Genomic DNA, 17,769 nt, shown 5'->3' on the forward strand with positions numbered 1-17,769 from the left:
CCGGTCAGATGTTGACCTATGTCAACTCCCGAGCGAGGTGAGAAAGGCCGCGACGCCGTCCTCGTCGTTCCCTCCGGTGACGTCGGTGGCGACGGCGAGCAGGTCAGGGTGGGCGTGCTCCATGGCGACGGCGCGACCGCCGCCGGCCCGCACCCACTCGAACGCGGCGATGTCGTTGGGCATGTCCCCGAAGACGACGACGTCCTCGGGTCCGACACCGTGGCGGGCGGCGACCTTCGCCAGACCGTGGGCCTTGGTGACGCCCGGTGCGGAGATCTCCGCGAGCGCGTCGGTCGAGGAGTTGGTGACCGTGCCGCGCTCACCGACGACGTCCTCGACCAACCGCACGAACGCGTCCCGCGTCATCGACTCGTGCCGGGCCAGCAGCTTGGCCACGGGCACGGCGGTCATCTCGTCGAGCCCGGCCGCGGCCACGCCGGGGGCGTCGACGTCCCACCGCGGCCGGTACACCGGCTCGTGCCGGAACTCGAAGCCGTACTCCACGGCGAACCAGATGGTCGGCCGGTGGGCGCGCAGCTCGGCGGTGATGGACCGCAGCGCGTCGGGCTCCAGCGGCGTCTCGTCGATGATCTCCATCGGCTCCAGGTCGAGCAGCACCGCGCCGTTGCAGCAGACCGCGGTGCCGTACCGCAGCACGTCGCGCACCCCGTGCATCCAGCGCGGCGGGCGACCGGTGGCCAGCACCAGCGGAACGCCCTTCTCGCGCCAGCGCTCGAGCTCGGCCACCGTGGCGGCGCTGATCGACTCGTCGCGCCGCAGCAGCGTGCCGTCCATGTCGGTGGCGATCAGGCGGGGCACCCAGTCAGACATCGAGCACCGCCTCCAGGTAGCGGGCGACGCCGTCGGCGCGGTGCCCGCTGGTCACGTGGTGGACGACCGCACGGACGTCGGGATGCGCGTTGGCCATCGCGACCGCCCGGCCGCCCGCACCGGCGACGGCGGTCAGCATGGGGAGGTCGTTGGGCATGTCGCCGAAGACGAGGACGTCGCCGAGGTCGACGCCGTAGCGCTCCAGGGCGACCGCCAGTCCGGAGGCCTTGGTGATCCCCGGTGGCAGCACCTCGATGAAACCGAGGCCGGCGTGGGTGACCTCGGCCTCGGCCGGGTCGAGGACCGAGCGCGCGCGGGCCAGCAGCTCGTCCTGACCGAGCTCCGTGGACCGGAGGAAGACCTTGAGGACGGCGTCGGGCGGCAGCACCTCGTGCCGGGGGAGCAGCTGGGCGGCCTCGGGATAGGGCCACTCGAAACCGTGCTGCACCCGCAGCCGGCCGGTCGGCTCCCCCTGCTCGGCGGCGTCCTCGACCGCCATCAGCAGCTCACCGGCGACCGCCTCGATCCGCTCGACGGCCGCGAGGGCCTGCTCGCGCGGGAGCGCCACCGCGCGGAGGACCTCGTCGCGCTCGAGGTCGACGACGAACCCGCCCTGCGAGAGCACCGCGATCCCGCGACCGCCCAGGGCGTCGCGCACGCTCTCCAGCAGCCGAGGGCCACGACCGGTGACCCCGACCAGCGGGATGCCGGCGTCCCAGCAGGCCGTCACGGCCGCCCGGGTGCGGGGGCTCACCTCGCCGGACTCGTCCAGCAGGGTGCCGTCGAGGTCGGTGGCCACCAGCTTGGGCCGCCACGGCCCGAGGTCACCGAGCTCGACCACGGTGTCGGCCCCGGGCAGGACGCCGTAGGCCTGGAGCGCCTTCGGCCGGCGTCGGGTCATGCGGGGACCGGCGGCGGGACCGGCGCCGCCAGCGTCATGCCCGGGGTGATCGCCTCGATGCCACCCAGCCAGGGCCGCAGCGCCACCGGCACGTGCACCGAGCCGTCGGCCCGCTGGTGCACCTCGAGCAGGCAGGCGATGGTGCGGGCGATGGCGCAGAGGGTGCCGTTGAGGGTGGCCGCGATCTGCGTCTTCCCGTCCTCGTCGCGGTAGCGGATGCCCAGGCGGCGGGCCTGGAAGGTGGTGCAGTCCGAGGTCGAGGTCAGCTCGCGGTAGGTGCCCTGCGTGGGGAACCAGGCCTCGATGTCGTACTTGCGGGTGGCGCTGGTGCCCAGGTCGCCGGCGGCGATGTCCACCACGCGGTAGGGCAGCTCGAGGGCGGAGAGGAACTCCTCCTCCCACGCGAGCAGGCGCAGGTGCTCGGCCTGGGTGTCCTCGGGCCGGGCGAAGCTGAACATCTCGACCTTGTCGAACCAGTGCACGCGGATGATGCCGCGGGTGTCCTTGCCGTAGGAACCGGCCTCGCGGCGGAAGCAGGACGACCACCCGGCGTAGCGCTTCGGGCCGGCCGAGAGGTCCAGCACCTCACCGGCGTGCATCCCGGCCAGCGCGACCTCCGACGTCCCGACCAGGTACAGGTCGTCGCGCTCGACGCGGTAGACCTCCTCGTCGTGCTCGCCGAGGAAGCCGGTGCCCTCCATGGCCTCCGGGCGGACCAGCGCCGGGGCGATGACGGGGGTGAACCCGGCGGCGACCGCCCGGCTGATGGCCAGCTGGGCGAGTGCGAACTCCAGCAGCGCGCCCGGGCCGGTCAGGAAGTAGAAGCGGGAGCCCGACACCTTGGCGCCGCGCTCCATGTCGATCGCGCCGAGCAGCTCGCCGATCTCGATGTGGTCGCGCGGCTCGAAGTCGTAGCTGGGCACCTCGCCCACGGTGCGGATGGTGACCGCGTCGTCCTCACCACCCGGGGGCACCTCGGCGGCGACGACGTTCGGGATCCTCGCGTGCACCTCGCGCAGGGCGGCGTCGGCGGCCCGCTGGGCCTCCTCGGCCTCCTTGACCTCGGCGGCGAGCGCCTTGGCCCGCTCCAGGACGGCCGGGCGCTCCTCGGGCGTGGCCTTCTTGACCGCCTGCGACGCCGTCTTCTGCTCCGCGCGCAGGTCGTCGGCGCGCCGGACCACCTCGCGGCGGGACGCGTCGGCCGCCAGCAGCTCGTCGACGAGGGACTCCTCCGCTCCCCGGGCGCGCTGGCTGGCACGGACGAGGTCGGGGTTCTCGCGCACGAGTCGCAGGTCGATCACACGGTCGATCGTAGGTGCCGGGCACAGGCGCGGGACTCCCCCTTCCGGGCCGGGCGCTCCCGGCGCCTCCGGATCTGCGGGACACTGGAGGCATGCGTTTCCTCGAAGGTTCCCGTCCGGCGCACGACCTGACGTACTCCGACGTCTTCATGGTCCCGGCCCGGTCGTCGGTCGGGTCCCGTCTCGAGGTCGACCTGACGACGCCGGACCGCGTCGGCACCACGATCCCGATCGTCGTGGCCAACATGACCGCGATCTCCGGCCGGCGCATGGCCGAGACCGTGGCCCGCCGCGGCGGCCTGGCCGTGCTGCCCCAGGACATCCCGGTCGACGTCGTCTCCGAGGTCGTCTCCTGGATCAAGGGCCGGCACCCGGTCTACGACACCCCGATCACCCTCGCCCCCACCTCCACCGTGGGCGAGGCGCTGTCGCTGCTGACCAAGCGCGCGCACGGGATCGTCGTGGTGGTCGAGGACGGCGCACCCGTCGGCGTCGTCACCGACGGGCAGTGCCAGGGCGTGGACCGGTTCACCCAGCTGTCGGAGGTCATGACCCGCGAGCCGCTGACCATCCCTGCGGGCACGGACCTCACCAAGATCTTCGACGTGCTCTCCGACGAGCGGGTGAGCGCAGCGCCGGTGGTCGAGGGCGACCGGCTGGTCGGCGTCGTCACCCGGAAGGGCGCGCTGCGCTCCTCGCTCTACACCCCCGCGGTGAACGCCTCGGGCGAGCTGCTCACCTCGGCCGCCGTCGGCATCAACGGCGACGTCGCGGGCAAGGCGTCGGCCTTGCTCGCCTCCGGGGTGGACGTGCTGGTGGTCGACACCGCGCACGGTCACCAGGAGAAGGCGATCGAGGCGTTGCGCGCGGTCCGGTCGGTGGCCGGCTCCACGCCCGTCGTCGCCGGCAACGTGGTGACCGCGCAGGGCACCCGCGACCTCATCGAGGCCGGCGCCGACGTCGTCAAGGTGGGCGTGGGCCCCGGCGCGATGTGCACCACCCGGATGATGACCGGCGTCGGCCGGCCCCAGTTCTCCGCCGTCGAGGAGTGTGCCGCCGAGGCCCGCTCGCTGGGCAAGCACGTGTGGGCCGACGGCGGCGTGCGGCACCCCCGCGACATCGCGCTCGCCCTGGCCGCGGGCGCGGCGAACGTGATGGTCGGCTCCTGGTTCGCCGGCACGTACGAGAGCGCCGGTGACGTGCACGACGACGCCGGCCGGCTGTACAAGGAGTCCTTCGGCATGGCCTCGGCCCGGGCGGTCAAGGCCCGCACGGCGACGCAGAGCGGCTTCGAGCGGGCCCGCGCAGGGCTGTTCGAGGAGGGCATCTCGTCGTCCCGGATGTACCTGGACCCGCAGCGGCCGGGCGTGGAGGACCTGATCGACCAGATCGTGGCCGGCGTCCGGTCCTCGTGCACCTACGCGGGGGCGCGCACCGTCGACGAGCTGCACGAGCGGGCGGTGCTCGGGGTGCAGAGCTCCGCCGGTTACGAAGAGGGCCGCCCGCTGCCGACCTCCTGGTGAAGCCGCTCCCGCTGCCGGTCTTCGAGGCGCTGGTCGCCGACGCGCTCGACGAGGTGCCGGCGGAGCTGATGGCCCTGCTGGACAACGTCGTCGTCCTGGTCGAGGACCGGAACCCCGACGAGCCCGACCTGCTGGGGCTCTACGAGGGGTACGCGCTGACCGAGCGCGGCTGGCAGTACGGCGGGGCGCTGCCCGACCGGATCATGATCTACCGCGAGGCGATCTGCGACATCTGCGAGACGGCGGAGGAGGTCGTCGAGGAGGTCACGATCACCGTCGTCCACGAGATCGCGCACCACTTCGGCATCGAGGAGGACCGCCTCCACGAGCTCGGCTGGGGCTGACCGGGGCGTTTTGTGCACTATCCGCCCGGGCGGATAGTGCACAAAACGCCCAGGGGGTGGCGGCCGGTAGCGTGGATCGACGTGCCCGACCACATCGCCGCCACCGGCAAGCTGCCGATCAAGATGCTGCACGACCGCATCCTGGTGTCGCTGCGCAAGGAGGACGGCGAACGCCGGTCGACCGGCGGCATCCTCATCCCGGCCACCGCGCAGGTGGCCAAGCGGCTGGTGTGGGGCGAGGCGAAGGGCGTCGGCCCGTCGGTGCGCCAGGTGAAGGTGGGCGACCAGGTGCTCTTCTCCCCCGAGGACCAGCACGAGGTCGAGGTGCACGGCGAGGACCTGATCATCCTCCGCGAGCGCGACGTGCACGCCGTCGCCGCCGAGCGCATCGAGAAATCGACCGGCCTCTACCTCTGACGAAGGGCCCCTGCGGCGGGGCCGCACGGTCAGCTCCCGCGGTTGTGCCGGGTGATCACCGCGGTCATGTCCTCGAGCCAGCGGCGGACGACGGCCAGCTCGTCGTCGGTGTAGCCCTCCATCGCGGCGACGAGATCGCGCGCGAGCCCCCCGAAGTGCTCGCCGCCGGCCGCCATCGCCGACTCCGACATCTCCAGCCCGACCCGGCGCCGGTCCTCGGGGTCGCGCACCCGGCGCAGGTGGCCGACCTTCTCGAGCCGGTCGACCAGCGCCGTGACCGAGGCCGAGCGCAGGTCCACGGCCTCGCCCAGCCGGCCGGCGGTGAGCGCCTCGCCCCGTCGGGCGGCGTCCATGATCGCCACGAGGGCCCGCACGTCGGTCCGGTTCAGCCCGTGGAGCTCAGCGAATCGGGCGGTCACTGCATCCAGTTCGACGTTCAGCCGGCGAAGGAGCAGTGCCAGCTCCCGCGCAGTCTCGTCGGACACGCAACCCCTCCGTTCGCCCGCAGCCCGCATCCACAGTAATCTCTCGATGATCGAGATACTCGACCCTCAAGGGACATCATGCCTCGCCGCACCTCTCCGCTCCGCTGGATCCTCCCGGCGGTCGTCGCCCTCCTCTGGCTGGGCCTCGCCGGCCCGCTGGGCGGGTTCAGCGGCAAGCTGAGCTCGGTCCAGGAGAACGACTCGACGGCGTTCCTCCCCGACAGCGCGGAGTCCACGCGGGTCACCGAGCTGCAGCGGGAGTTCGCCACCGAGCGCAGCCTCCCGGTGATCCTGCTCTGGGAGAGCGAGAACGGCCCGCTGGACGCCGGCCAGCTGGCCGACATCGCCGAGCGCACCGACGAGGCAGTCCGCGCCGCCCGCGCCGCCGACGCCCTCACCGGGGAGCCCTCGCCGCCGATCCCCTCGCAGGACGGCGAGGCCGCGCAGGTGGTCCTGCCCTTCAGCCCGGACCTGGGCGAGGACCTGACGGCGGTCATCGACGAGCTGAGGGCCCTCCCGCAGGTCGACGGCACCACCGAGCACGTCACCGGCCCCGGCGCGGCGTTCAACGACTTCCGCGAGGGCTTCGCCGGCATCGACGGCGTCCTGCTGCTCGCCGCGTTCGGCGTCGTCCTGGTGATCCTGCTGGTCGTCTACCGCAGCCCGATCCTGCCCTTCCTGGTCATCGGCACCGCCGGCATGGCGCTGGTCGTCTCCACGGCCATCGCCTACTTCCTCGCCGAGGAGGGCTGGATCGCGGTCAACGGGCAGAGCCAGGGCATCGCCTCGATCCTCGTCGTCGGCGCGGCCACCGACTACGGCCTGCTGCTGGTCGCCCGCTACCGCGAGGAGCTCCGCGAGGAGGAGTCCCGCTTCACCGCGATGCGCGTGGCGCTGAAGCAGTCGTGGGAGCCGATCGTCGCCAGCGGCGCCACGGTGATCCTCGGCGTCCTCTGCCTGCTCTTCTCCGATCTGGGCAGCAACCGGGGCCTGGGCCCGATCTCCGCGGTCAGCATCGCCTTCGCCATGCTGGCCGCCCTCACCTTCCTGCCCGCGCTGCTGGTGCTCCTCGGCCGCGCCGCGTTCTGGCCGTTCCGGCCGAAGCACGGTTCCGAGCACGCGCACGGCCGTGGCTGGGAGCGGGTGGCGACGTCGGTCGGCCGCCGGCCCGGCCGCGTGCTGCTGGGCAGCCTCGGCCTGCTCGCGGTCCTCGCCGCGTTCGCCCCCACCATCGACGCCCGCGGCATCGGTCTCACCGACGCCGTCCGCGGCGGGTCCCCCTCGGCCACCGGTCAGGCGGCGCTGGAACGGCACTACGACGCCGGCAGCGCCACCCCGGCCGTGATCATCACCCCGGCCGGCGACTGGGAGGCCGTGGCCGAGGCCGCGGGCCGGGTCGACGGCATCAGCGACATCGCACCGTTCACCGGGCAGGGCCGCCCGGGGCAGCCGGGTGAGCCGGTCGAGGTGGACGGACTGGTCCGGCTCGACGCCACCCTCACCGACGCCCCGGACAGCGCGGCGGCGAAGGACACGGTCGCCGCGCTGCGGACGGCGGTCGAGGACGTCGACCCCGACGCACTGGTCGGCGGATCGACCGCCAGCGACCTGGACACGCAGGAGACCGCGGCCCGCGACCTGGCGGTGATCGTGCCGCTGGTGCTGCTGGTCATCACCGTCGTGCTCGCGCTGCTGCTGCGGGCGCTGGTCGCGCCGGTGCTGCTGGTCGCGACCGTGGCGGTGAGCGTGCTCTCGACCCTCGGTGTCGGGGCGCTGGTGTTCGACCACCTGTTCGACTTCCCGAGCAGTGACCCGCAGGTGCTGCTGATCGGTTTCGTCTTCCTGGTGGCGCTCGGGATCGACTACAACATCTTCCTGATGACCCGCGCCCGCGAGGAGTCGCAGCGACACGGCACGAAGGACGGCGTGCTGCGCGCGCTGGCTGTGACCGGCGGCGTCATCACCAGCGCCGGGCTGGTGCTGGCCGCCACCTTCGGCGCGCTCACCGTGCTGCCGTTGGTGATCCTCACCCAGCTGGGCTTCCTCGTCGGCTTCGGCGTCCTGCTCGACACCTTCGTCGTCCGGTCGCTGCTGGTGCCGGCGCTGGTGCACCTGATCGGCGACCGGGTCTGGTGGCCGGGAAAGCTGGCGCAGGGGCCGGTCGAGAAGCCCCGGGAGCAGGAGCTCAGCGACGCAACGGCCCGGTGATCAGCACTCCACGCCGTCCTCGGTGATGCCGACGTTGATGCAGTCGAGGACGCCGACGAACGCCTGCCGGTCCTCGCGGTCCAGGGCGCCGGGCTCGAACCTGACCACGATCCAGCCGGACTTGTAGGCCTCGCCCGCGAACCGGCGGGCGGCGGCGACGGCGTCCGCGTGATCGGCGAAGCGGTACATGGTGAGGGTGTCGGACGTGACGGCCTGGCTGCAGGGCAGGTCGTCGGTGCACAGCTCGTCGGTGGCCCAACGGGCGCCGGGCATCATTTCCCGGTCCCAGGCGTCGCGGCTCTCCGCCCAGCCAGCGAGGTCGATCTGCTTGCGGCCGTCGTAGGAGAGCACCGCGTTCGCCGCCAGCACGATCCCGGCGCCGACCAGGGCACCGATCAGCAGCAGCAGCGGCCGCGAGCGCGTCATGCGGCACAGCGTGGGGTCCGCGCATGACCCGGGCAAGCACCGCCACCCCTCCCAGGAGGGAGGATGCGGCCATGACCTCCCTGCGCGTGGCCGTGCTCGGACCCGGCGGCGTCGGCGGGCTGCTCGCCGTCCTCCTCGCCCGGCAAGGGCACGCGGTCACCTGCCTGGCCCGACCGGGGACGGCGCGGCACATCGAGGAGCACGGCCTGCGGCTGACCAGCGACCGGTTCGGCGAGCTGACCGCCGAGGTCGACGGCGCCGACCGGCTGGCCGGGCCGGTCGACGTGCTCCTCGTGACCACCAAGGCCACCTCCCTCGACGAGGCGCTGGAGCGGGTTCCGGCCGAGGTGCTCGGCGACGCCGTCGTCGTCCCGCTGCTCAACGGCGTCGAGCACATGGCGGCCCTGCGGGAGCGCTACGCCGCCGCGCACGTCGTCGCCGGGACCATCCGGGTGTTCGCGTCCCGCCCCGCGCCCGGCGAGATCCGGCACGAGGGGCAGTTGCTCGCCGTCCAGCTGGCGCCCGGCGCCGAACCACTCGCCGCCGCCCTCACCGACGCCGGGGTCGATGTCACCGTCCGCCCCGACGAGGCCGGCCTGCTCTGGGACAAGCTCTGCTTCCTGGCCCCGATGGCGCTGCTGACCACCCGCGCGCGGGCGCCGCTCGGCACGGTCCGCGAGCAGCACGGCGACGAGCTGGCGGCCGTCATCGCCGAGGTGGCCGCGGTGGCCCGGGCGGAAGGGGCCGCGTCCGACCCCGCCGCCACGCGCGAGTTCGCCTGGTCGCTGCCGGACGGTATGCACTCCTCGATGCAGCGCGACGCCGCCGAGGGCAACCCGACGGAGCTCGAGGCGATCGGCGGAGCGGTGCTGCGCGCGGCCGACCGGCACGGGGTCGAGGTCCCGCTCACCCGGTCGATCGTGGACGAGCTGCGAGTCCGACCGGGCTGATCAGCTCGCCAGGAACGCCCACACCACGAGGGCGGTGCCGACGACGACCCACAGCAGCGGCACCCGGTTCACCCACCGGGCCGGTCCCGGGCGCCGGTTCGCGTAGAGCATCCAGGCGACCCCGGTCGTGACCAGGGCGACGACCGGATAGGCGGCCCAGACGTAGAACAGCAGGACGGCGAGCAGGGAACCGGAGCTCCCGGCGGCCATCGCCCCGCCGATGACGACCATGAACCACGGCACCAGGAACAGCAGGTAGATCCCCTGCAGCACACCCAGCTCGATGGCCGCCCGGCGCCGGGCGGCACGGTCGTACGGCAGGCCGGACGCTGCGGCAGGGAGAGCGGTCACGGCGGCGGAGCGTAGCGGCGACGACGGTGCCGCGGGGGCACCTGGACCCCGGACCTACAGATCACCCGCGCGCAGGCGGGCCAGCCACTCCTCGGCCTCGATGAAGGCGGCGTCCGCCGCTCCGGGGGGCGCCGGGCGGTTCTGCCGGCCGTCGGCCCGCGGGTACGAACCGAGGAAGCGCACGTCCTCGGCCACACGGTGCAGCGCGGCCACCGCCTCCCCCACCCGGCCCTCGGTCACGTGGCCCTCGCAGTCGAGGGAGAAGGAGTAGACCCACTTGCGCTCCCGGAGGGGCCGCGACTCGATGCGGGTCAGCGAGATCTCGCGAACGGCGAACTCCCGCAGCACGTCGAGGAGCGCTCCGGTGCGGTCCTCGACGACGACGACCAGCGAGGTCTTGTCGTTGCCGGTGGGTGCGGGCAGCGGTCCGGGCCGCTCCACGACGACGAAGCGGGTGACGGCGCCGGCGTTGTCGGCCACGTCGTCGACCAGGCACTCCAGTCCGTAGCGCTGCGCGGCGATGGCCGCACACACGGCGGCGTCCACCTCCCCCGCGGACACCGCCGCCGCGGCCGCCGCCGTCGACGTCGTGGGCAGAGGAGCGACACCGGGCAGCAGCTCCGCCAGCCGGCGGCCGGTCTGGGCCAGCGCGTGCGGGTGGCTCGCCACCGAGCGGACGTCGGCCATCGCGGCGCCCGGCCGCACCGCCAGCACGAACGCGACCTCGAGGAACACCTCGCGGGTGATGACGAGGGGGTCGCCGTCGGCCAGCCCGTCCATCGTCGCGGGCACCGAGCCCTCGACCGAGTTCTCCAGCGGGACCAGGGCGGCATCGGCCTCACCCGACCGGACGGCGGCCAGGGCGGCGGCGACACTCGGGCGGGGGTCGCGGGGTCCCTCCGTCGTGGCAATCGCCCTGCTCAGGGCCGCTTCGGCGAAGGTACCCTCGGGCCCCAGGTAGACGTATCGCGTCGGAGAGGTGCGGGGTGGCTTCCCGGGCATCCGACGAGGGTAGTGCGCTGACGACGAGCCGTAGTGCGCACCCGGCGCACGGAGCTCGTCCTCGGCAGCCCCGGCCGGCAACGGCCGCCGACCCGCGAGTGGAGGAGCAGGTGACCCCCGGCCCGGCCCGCGTCGCCCCCGGCGTCCTCCAGGCCGCGCTCTGGCGGCTCCTCGACGCGAGCGACTCCGAGGATCCCGGCCGCTTCCTGGACCTCCTGGAGGAGTACGGCGCCGTCCTGGCCGACAGCGAGGACCCGGCCTGGACGGCGTGGCGGCACGCGCTCTCCGCCCGGCGCGCCCAGCTCGCCGGTGAGCCGGACGACGCCGCCGCCGACGTCGCCGCCGCCCGCGACCTGCTGGACCACTGCCCGGTCTCGTCGGAGACGGCGCTGCTGATGGCCTACCTGGCCCACGTCGAGGTCACCGCCGACCACCTCGACCACGCCATGCTGCTCGCCGTCGACGCCAGCCTGCTCACCGACGGGCAGACCGGCCAGCCCTCCCGCGCGCTGCTCCAGGCCCACCGCTGGCTCTCCCACACGCTCTCCGGCCTGGACCTGGAGGAACTCGCGGTGGCGCACGCCGCCCGCGGGCACCAGGTCGCCGCCGCCCTGCCCGACGTCGGCGACCACGGGCGGCTGCTGCTGCTCTCGGCCCGGCAGCACGTGGAGCTGGCCCAGACGCTGCGCCGCCGCGGGGACTCCGCGCGCGCCGCCGAGCTCGCCGGCGCAGCCATCGAGCAGGCCACGACGGCCCGGGAGCTGGACTGGGAGCCCGCGCAGGCGGAGGCCGACCTGCTCGACGTCGTCCAGGCGTGGGCCCTGATGTGCACCGGCGACCTGGACGACGCGCTCGGGCCGCTGCGCCGGGTCCGCCGCTCGGTGCAGCGCGACGCGGGGATCTGGCTGCGCGGCTACACCGACCTGGTGCTCGCCCGGCTGCTGACCACGGTCGCCAAGCGGGACGGCGACGTCGTCCTCGCCGAGGAGGCGATCGACCTGCTCGTCGACGCCTCCGGGGCCTTCGCCGCGACGGGCGACAGGAGGCGCTACCGGCAGACGCTGCTCGAGCTCGGGCAGGACAACGCCGATCTCGGCCGCCCTGCGGAGGCGCTGCACTGGTTGGAGGCCTACCGGGCCGACACCGGCCGGGCCCACGCGCGCGGCCGGGAGCTGTGGGCGGAGATGTTCGTCCGCCGGAGCCGGCTGCGCGAGGCCGAGCGCCAGGCGGCGGTGCTGCGCCGGCACGCGCTGGAGAACCCCCTCACCGGGCTGGGCAACCGGCGCAGCGCCGAGCGCCGGCTGGGGGCGCTGCGGCTCGGCGAGGAGCCGCTGTCGCTGGCGGTCGTGGACGTCGACCGGTTCAAGGAGGTCAACGACGAGGCGTCGCACACCCAGGGCGACGCCGTCCTGCGCCGCGTCGCGGACCTGCTGCGCGAGCACAGCCGCACCGGCGACGAGGTGTACCGCTGGGCCGGCGACGAGTTCCTCGTCGTGCTGCCGACGGCCACCGAGGCGCTCGCGCTGGTGGTCATGGAGCGCCTGCGCTCGGCGGTCGCGGAGGCCGACTGGAGCGACCTGTCCCTGTCGGATCCGGTGACCGTGAGCATCGGTGTCGCGACGGCCCCGGCGGTGCCCGACGGCCAGCCCAGCCCCGTCGTCGGCTGGCGGGCGCTGTTCGACACCGCGGACCTGCACCTGTTCTCCGCGAAGCGCGGCGGCCGCAACCGGGTCCGCGCGCAGCCGCCCACCGACCTCCCCGCGACCGGCACGGACCAGGGGGCCAGCGCGTGAGCTTCCCGCACGCATGGGACGGGAGGGGCGCGACGGACGGGGGACGGCGCGTTTCCTCCCCGGTTCTCGACACCGTCGGTACCGACATGCACAGTGCGCTGGTGCCACCGGGAGCCCTGCATCACCGGGTGACCGCCGCCCTCAGCAACTGGCAGCTCGACGACGCCGAGCAGCTGCTCGCGGGTGTGGACCGGGATCCCTCCCCCTACGTCGCGGCCGTTCCGGACGACGACGCGGCCGACGGTGCCCCGATGTCCCTGGGCCGGGCCTGGGCCGACACGCTGCGCGCCGAGCTGCTGGTGCGCCGGCTGCGCCTCGCCGGCTTCACGCTCGTCGGCGAGCCGGTGTCCACCGACTCCTCCGCCGAGCCCGCGCTCGACCTGCACGCGGGGGTCGCCGAGCTGCTCGACGGAACGGCCGCCGACGCCGACGCCCGCTCGGAGCAGGCCTCGCGCGCGGCCCTGGCCATCGCCCTGGTGCGCTCGGCGAAGGCCGCCTTCGACGCCGCCGACGACGACCTGCAGCGGGCGGCGGGGCTGGCCAGGCACGCCCGCATCGAGCTGCTCTCCCGGCGCATCGACGCCGCGATGGACGAGGCCGTGGAGGCCGCCAGCCTGCTGGACCCCGCCCTGCCGCCGAGCGTCCTGCTGGTCGACACGCTGACCACCCTGGCCGGCGTCCTCGCCGACCTCGAGCTCATGCCGCTGGCCCTGGACTACCAGCGCCGGGCGCACGAGACGGCCCAGGCCGCCGCGGCGGACGCGGCACTGCTCGGGCCCGACGGCGCCGACCCCGACGTCCTGGTCGCCGTCGCCGCCACCCGGCTCGGCGAGCTGTGCGCCGAGCTCGGCGAGGGCCTGCTCGACGACGGCGCCCCCGAGTCCGCCGGCCCCTACTTCACCGAGGCCCGAGAGCTGGCCGAGCGGGCGCTGGCCCAGTTGCCGCCCGACGCGACCGGCGTCGTGGCCGCGCAGATCGTGCACGGCTGGGCGCTGGTCGGCATGGGCGAGCAGTCCGCCGCGATCGGGCCGCTGCGCGCCGCCGTCCGGATCTCCGGTGTCGCCGGCGACCGCGCCCGGCTGGCCTCCGCGCAGCTGGCGCTGGGCCGGGCACTGCGGCGCCAGGGTGGTGGCCGCGCGGCCGATGACCACCTCGTCGTCGCGCTGGACCTGGCCACCGAGCACGGGCTGCCGCGGATCCGCCGCGCCGCGCTGCGCGAGCTGTGCACCCTGCACGCCGACCTGAACGACGCGGGCCGCGCGCTGCCCTACCTGCAGGCCTACCTGGCCGACGAGCTGGACCGGGTCGACGAGCGGCGCACCCGCTGGGTGGAGCTCTTCGGCCGCCGCAAGAGCCTGCTCGAGACCGAGCGCGCCGCCGGTCAGCTGCGCCGGCAGGCCTACGAGGACCCGCTCACGCACCTGCCCAACCGTCGCTACGCCGAGGCCCGCCTCGACGGCCTGCTGGCCGCGGGCGACGTCCCGGCGCTGGCCGTGGTCGACGTCGACCGGTTCAAGGCCATCAACGACACGATCGGCCACCCCGGTGGTGACGCCGTGCTGCGCGCGGTCGGCGAGCTGCTGGTGGCCGGCGTCCGGGACACCGACGAGGTGTGCCGCTGGGCCGGCGACGAGTTCGTCGTCCTGCTGCCCGAGACCACCGCCGAGCAGGCCGAGCGGGCGCTGGAGCGCATCCGGGTGTCGGTCGCCCGGTACCCGTGGGTCGAGCTCGGCCTCGACGTGCCGGTCACCATCAGCGCCGGCATCGCCTCGGCCACGCGTGGCGACGACCGTAAGACCCTCTTCGCGGCGGCCGACGGCGTCCTCTACGACGCCAAGCGCAGCGGCCGGGACCGCGTGGTCCGGCTGTCCGCCGTCACGCAGACCCGCGCCGCGAGCAGCCCGCTCGACGCGATATTCGGTCCGCCGCCGGAGAGCGGCGCCGAGGACGTCGACGAGGCGGGCACCGGGTCGCCGGAGGAGACGCCCGCGGCGGCTACCGTCGCCGCTGTGCAGCCCTCCGCCCTGGACGACGCCTTCCGCGCGGTCACCGCCGTGCGCGAGGAGGAGCCGGGCTTCGCCCCGCTGCTCACCCCTCTGGGCACCGCCCGCCCGGGCGAGCCGCTGCTGGTGCCGGCGCCGGAACCCGTCGGGCCGGGGGACGAAGCCCTGCCCGTGGCCGAAGCCCTGCCCGTGGACGAGGCCGCGCCGCAGGTCGTCACCGCCCCGCCGGCCGTCGCGGAACCCGACGTCGTCTGGGCCACCGGCCGCAGCACCGAGCAGGTGCTCGCCCTGGTCCGCGAGGCACGGCGCGAGCACCCCGACCGGCCGGCGCTGGTCCTGCGCGCCACCCCCGAGACGCTGGTCGCGCTGGCGACCGAGCACGACGCGTGCACGACGATGGACGCCGCCGCCTCCGCCGCGGCAGTGGGCCCGCTGCCCGAGCCGGTGGGCCGGGTGACCGTGCTCTCCGGTGGCGGTGCCGACGCCCCCGTGGCAGCCGAGGCCGCGTTCGTCGCGCGGATCGCCGGCAGCGAGGTCGCGCGCCTGGACGACGTCGCGGGCGCGCGCAGCCGCTCGCTGCTGGCCGACCGGACGCTGTTCGACGACACCGACTGCCTGGTCGTGGTGGCCGGCATGGAGGCCTCGCTGGCCACCGTGGTCGGCGCGCTGACCGACGTGCCGGTCGTCGCCGTCCCGACCTCGACCGGCCAGCCGAGCGCGTTCGGTGGGCTGGGCGCGTTGATGACGATGCTGACCGCGGCCACGCCGGGCATGACGGTGAGCAACATCGACAACGGGTACTCGGCCGGTGTGTTCGCCGCCCGGGTCGCCAGGAGGAGCGGCAGGAACCGGTGACCTGCCGAGGAGCGGTGGTCCCGTGATCGGCTGGCTGGATCTCGCCGCCGGGGCGTCCGGCGACACCCTGCTGGGCGCGCTGGTGGACGTGGGTGTGCCGCTGGACGTGGCCTCGGAAGCGATCGCGGCGTTGCACGTGGAACACGTGCGGCTGGTCGCGGAGCAGGTGACCCGGCACGGCGTGGGCGCCACCCGGGTGCACGTGCACACCCCGGCCACCGGCGACCCGGCGTCCTGGGCCGACCTGCGGGCACTGCTCGAGGGCTCGGCGCTGCCGTCGGCGGTCCGCGCCGGCGCCCTCGCCGTCGTCGAGCGGCTGGTCCACGCCGAGGCGGCCGTGCAGCGGGTGGAGCCCGACGAGGTCCGGTTCACCGACGGCGGGCTCGCCCCGCTGGCCGACGCGGTCGCCGTGCTGGCCTGCCTGGAGTACCTCGAGCTCGACCGGCTGACCGCCTCGCCGGTGGCCCTGGGCAGCGGGTCGGCGGGCCCGCGACCGGTTCCCGAGCCGGTGGTGCTGGAGCTGCTCACCGACGTGCCGGTGCTCGCCGGCCCCCTGCCCGGCGAGATGTGCACCCCGACGGCGGCGGCGCTGCTGGCCGCCCGGGTCGAGGCCTGGACCCCGCTCCCGGCGCTGCGCCCGCGGCGGGTCGGCACCGGCGCCGGGGCCGAGGACCCCGAGGAGGTGACCGGCGTGGTGCGGCTGGTGCTGGGGGAGCCGTCCCGGCCGGCGCCACTCCTCCCGGTCGTCGTGGAGGCCAACGTCGACGACCTGGACCCACGGCTGTGGCCCGGTGTCCTCGATGCGCTGCTGGCGGCCGGTGCGTCCGACGCCTGGCTCACGCCGATCCTGGTGCCGCCGGGCCGGCCGGCGCACATGCTCTCCGCGCTCTGCCGCCCCGACGTCCTCAACGCCGTGCAGTCCGCGGTCTTCGCGACCACCTCCACCACCGGCATGCGGGTGGTCGAGGCACGCAAGGTGGCGCTGGAGCGCACGCAGGCCGCCGTCGAGGTGCTCGGCGGGCAGGTGGGCGTCAAGGTGGCCCTGGCCGCCGAGCGGATCGTCAACGTGGCCGTCGAGTTCGACGACGTCACCACCCTGGCCCGCGAGCGGGACCTGCCGGTCAAGGAGGTCCTCCGCGCCGCCACGGCCGCCGCCGAGGCGGCCTACCCGGCCGATCCGGCGTCCCGCCTGGAGGACGCGCCCCCGCTCTGGGGATGATCCGGGTTCAGGAGCGCCGCAGGCAGCGGGCGACCACCGGGACCGCGGCGAGGACCAGCACTCCCAGACCGCTCGGACCACCCCCCGCCCAGGCCGCGAAGACCAGCAACGAGACGGCCTCCACGCCCAGCCCGGCCACCGAGGTCACCGTCGCGCGGTAGCGGCCGGCGACCCGGCGCTGCAGCTCGGCCTCGGCGCTGACCAGCACCGCCAGGTAGGCGCCGTACGCGAGCGCCAGTGCGGGCACCGCGACCGGCGCCGGGAGCGCCAGGGCGGCCAGCAGCCCCAGGCCGGCCGCCGTCAGCAGCGCCGCGAGCAGCGCCGCCCCGGGGCGCGCGAGACGGCCGCCCAGGGCCGCACCGGCGGCACCCGCCAGCGAGATGGCCAGCACGGCGGGTGGAACGGCGCCGGTGGGCACACCCTGGCCGGCGACGAGCACCGGGAAGTACTCCTCCATGGCGTCCAGCCCGCCGATCACGGCGACGCCGACGAGGGGGGCCAGGAGCGCGGGCCGGCACAGCACGGGCAGCAGTTCGCGCGCCGGAACGCTCTCCTCGTCCGTGGGGCGCTCCGCCTCGGGCAGCCGCAGCGCGAGGCCCGCGGCGCCGAGGCAGACGCCCACGCTCGCCCAGCCGACCAGCGGGAAGCCGCCCGCGGCGTGCAGGCCCGTGGCGAGGAGCGCGGTCGGCACCTGGACCAGCAGCTCCGCGGCCGTCATCCAGCCGTGGACCCGCCCGAAGCACTCCGCCGCGCCGTGCTCGTCCAGGGCGTCGTGCACGAGCGCCTCCGCCGTACCGGAGGCGCAGGCACCCGCCACGCCCCACACGAGGAAGCCGACGGCGAACGCGGCGACCGATGGCACGGCGGTCCACAGTGCGAACGCCGCCGCCTGCAGCACGCCCGAGAGGGCCAGCACCCGGCGGCGGGACCAGCGGTCGGCCAGCACGCCCGCCGGGATCTCGGTGACCGAACCGCTGAGCGACCAGAGCGCGAACAACAGGGAGAGCTGGTCCGCGGACACCCCCGCCTCGAGGAACAGCAGGGCGTAGAGGGGGTAGAGCGGAACCAGCTCCGAGAGGGCAGCCCAGCCTACGGCCAGGCGCGCGAGGGGCCGGGCCGCACGAGGAAGCGGGTCGGGACGGGATCAATGTCGGCGCACG

The 17,769-nt window shown here is 74.9% G+C and carries 16 protein-coding genes; 8 read left to right on the forward strand and 8 right to left on the reverse strand.

Annotated features, from left to right (window positions below):
* Nucleotides 1-21: 21 nt before the first annotated feature.
* From DQ237_RS10730 to serS, 3 genes are read right to left on the reverse strand one after another with little or no spacing between them, the layout of a single operon-like run.
* Nucleotides 22-831, reverse strand: coding sequence for an HAD family hydrolase (locus DQ237_RS10730; protein WP_113799949.1), 810 nt, complete (start codon nt 829-831; stop codon nt 22-24).
* The gene (locus tag DQ237_RS10735; RefSeq protein WP_113799951.1) at nt 824-1,732 is read right to left on the reverse strand and encodes an HAD family hydrolase; all 909 of its coding nucleotides are present in this window, start codon (nt 1,730-1,732) and stop codon (nt 824-826) included. The genes DQ237_RS10730 and DQ237_RS10735 overlap by 8 nt, the downstream gene beginning before the upstream one ends.
* The gene (gene serS / locus DQ237_RS10740) at nt 1,729-3,033 is read right to left on the reverse strand and encodes a serine--tRNA ligase (protein ID WP_113799953.1); all 1,305 of its coding nucleotides are present in this window, start codon (nt 3,031-3,033) and stop codon (nt 1,729-1,731) included. Before serS ends, DQ237_RS10735 begins: the two co-directional genes overlap by 4 nt.
* 92 nt (nt 3,034-3,125) lie before the next feature.
* Here serS and DQ237_RS10745 point away from each other — a divergent pair, with 92 nt between their 5' ends.
* From DQ237_RS10745 to DQ237_RS10755, 3 genes are all read left to right on the forward strand, one after another.
* Entirely contained in the window at nt 3,126-4,556 is a 1,431-nt protein-coding gene (locus DQ237_RS10745) for a GuaB1 family IMP dehydrogenase-related protein (protein WP_113799955.1), read from the forward strand.
* The gene (locus DQ237_RS10750) at nt 4,553-4,900 is read left to right on the forward strand and encodes a metallopeptidase family protein (RefSeq protein ID WP_113799957.1); all 348 of its coding nucleotides are present in this window, start codon (nt 4,553-4,555) and stop codon (nt 4,898-4,900) included. The genes DQ237_RS10745 and DQ237_RS10750 overlap by 4 nt, the downstream gene beginning before the upstream one ends.
* An 81-nt stretch (nt 4,901-4,981) precedes the next feature.
* A complete protein-coding gene (locus tag DQ237_RS10755) occupies nt 4,982-5,317 on the forward strand; it encodes a co-chaperone GroES (RefSeq protein WP_240619559.1) in 336 nt (111 codons plus the stop codon).
* Nucleotides 5,318-5,346: 29 nt separating this feature from the next.
* On the opposite strand, the gene DQ237_RS10760 is transcribed toward DQ237_RS10755, so the two are convergent.
* Nucleotides 5,347-5,802, reverse strand: a complete 456-nt coding sequence (locus DQ237_RS10760) for a MarR family winged helix-turn-helix transcriptional regulator (RefSeq protein ID WP_240619560.1) — start codon at nt 5,800-5,802, stop codon at nt 5,347-5,349.
* Nucleotides 5,803-5,880: 78 nt separating this feature from the next.
* Here DQ237_RS10760 and DQ237_RS10765 point away from each other — a divergent pair, with 78 nt between their 5' ends.
* Nucleotides 5,881-8,010 carry an MMPL family transporter gene (locus DQ237_RS10765; protein ID WP_113799961.1) on the forward strand — a complete coding sequence of 710 codons (2,130 nt, stop codon included), beginning with the start codon at nt 5,881-5,883 and terminating at the stop codon, nt 8,008-8,010.
* Here DQ237_RS10765 and DQ237_RS10770 read toward each other — a convergent pair whose 3' ends face one another.
* Entirely contained in the window at nt 8,011-8,436 is a 426-nt protein-coding gene (locus DQ237_RS10770) for a hypothetical protein (RefSeq protein WP_113799963.1), read from the reverse strand.
* A gap of 71 nt (nt 8,437-8,507) precedes the next feature.
* Here DQ237_RS10770 and DQ237_RS10775 point away from each other — a divergent pair, with 71 nt between their 5' ends.
* Complete coding sequence (locus DQ237_RS10775) at nt 8,508-9,386, forward strand: ketopantoate reductase family protein (RefSeq protein WP_113799965.1); 879 nt, start codon at nt 8,508-8,510, stop codon at nt 9,384-9,386.
* On the opposite strand, the gene DQ237_RS10780 is transcribed toward DQ237_RS10775, so the two are convergent.
* Both DQ237_RS10780 and pheA read right to left on the reverse strand, forming a co-directional pair.
* Nucleotides 9,387-9,737: a hypothetical protein gene (locus DQ237_RS10780; protein ID WP_113799967.1), complete on the reverse strand. Its 351-nt coding sequence runs from the start codon at nt 9,735-9,737 to the stop codon at nt 9,387-9,389.
* A 54-nt stretch (nt 9,738-9,791) separates the two neighbouring features.
* A complete protein-coding gene (gene pheA / locus DQ237_RS10785; RefSeq protein WP_113799969.1) occupies nt 9,792-10,739 on the reverse strand; it encodes a prephenate dehydratase in 948 nt (315 codons plus the stop codon).
* Nucleotides 10,740-10,849: 110 nt separating this feature from the next.
* On the opposite strand from pheA, the gene DQ237_RS10790 reads away from it, so the two are divergent.
* The 3 genes from DQ237_RS10790 (at nt 10,850) to DQ237_RS10800 (ending at nt 16,609) form a co-directional block, all read left to right on the forward strand.
* Entirely contained in the window at nt 10,850-12,532 is a 1,683-nt protein-coding gene (locus DQ237_RS10790; RefSeq protein ID WP_113800123.1) for a GGDEF domain-containing protein, read from the forward strand.
* A gap of 128 nt (nt 12,533-12,660) precedes the next feature.
* Nucleotides 12,661-15,390 carry a diguanylate cyclase domain-containing protein gene (locus DQ237_RS10795; RefSeq protein ID WP_240619561.1) on the forward strand — a complete coding sequence of 910 codons (2,730 nt, stop codon included), beginning with the start codon at nt 12,661-12,663 and terminating at the stop codon, nt 15,388-15,390.
* Between the two features lie 22 nt (nt 15,391-15,412).
* Nucleotides 15,413-16,609 carry a LarC family nickel insertion protein gene (locus tag DQ237_RS10800; protein WP_113799972.1) on the forward strand — a complete coding sequence of 399 codons (1,197 nt, stop codon included), beginning with the start codon at nt 15,413-15,415 and terminating at the stop codon, nt 16,607-16,609.
* A gap of 7 nt (nt 16,610-16,616) precedes the next feature.
* Here the strand turns inward: DQ237_RS10800 and DQ237_RS10805 are convergent, their stop codons facing one another.
* Nucleotides 16,617-17,708, reverse strand: a complete 1,092-nt coding sequence (locus tag DQ237_RS10805) for an MFS transporter (protein WP_113799974.1) — start codon at nt 17,706-17,708, stop codon at nt 16,617-16,619.
* Between the last annotated feature and the right edge of the window lie 61 nt (nt 17,709-17,769).

Source organism: Blastococcus sp. TF02-8 (assembly GCF_003319175.1).
GTDB lineage: Bacteria > Actinomycetota > Actinomycetes > Mycobacteriales > Geodermatophilaceae > Blastococcus.

Excerpts from the sequence above, each read along its gene's own strand:
- DQ237_RS10730 (WP_113799949.1), bottom strand. The coding sequence starts at position 831 with ATGTCTGACTGGGTGCCCCGCCTGATCGCCACCGACATGGACGGCACG.
- DQ237_RS10735 (WP_113799951.1), bottom strand. The coding sequence starts at position 1,732 with ATGACCCGACGCCGGCCGAAGGCGCTCCAGGCCTACGGCGTCCTGCCC.
- DQ237_RS10745 (WP_113799955.1), top strand. The coding sequence starts at position 3,126 with ATGCGTTTCCTCGAAGGTTCCCGTCCGGCGCACGACCTGACGTACTCC.
- DQ237_RS10765 (WP_113799961.1), top strand. The coding sequence starts at position 5,881 with ATGCCTCGCCGCACCTCTCCGCTCCGCTGGATCCTCCCGGCGGTCGTC.
- DQ237_RS10770 (WP_113799963.1), bottom strand. The coding sequence starts at position 8,436 with ATGACGCGCTCGCGGCCGCTGCTGCTGCTGATCGGTGCCCTGGTCGGC.
- DQ237_RS10775 (WP_113799965.1), top strand. The coding sequence starts at position 8,508 with ATGACCTCCCTGCGCGTGGCCGTGCTCGGACCCGGCGGCGTCGGCGGG.
- pheA (WP_113799969.1), bottom strand. The coding sequence starts at position 10,739 with ATGCCCGGGAAGCCACCCCGCACCTCTCCGACGCGATACGTCTACCTG.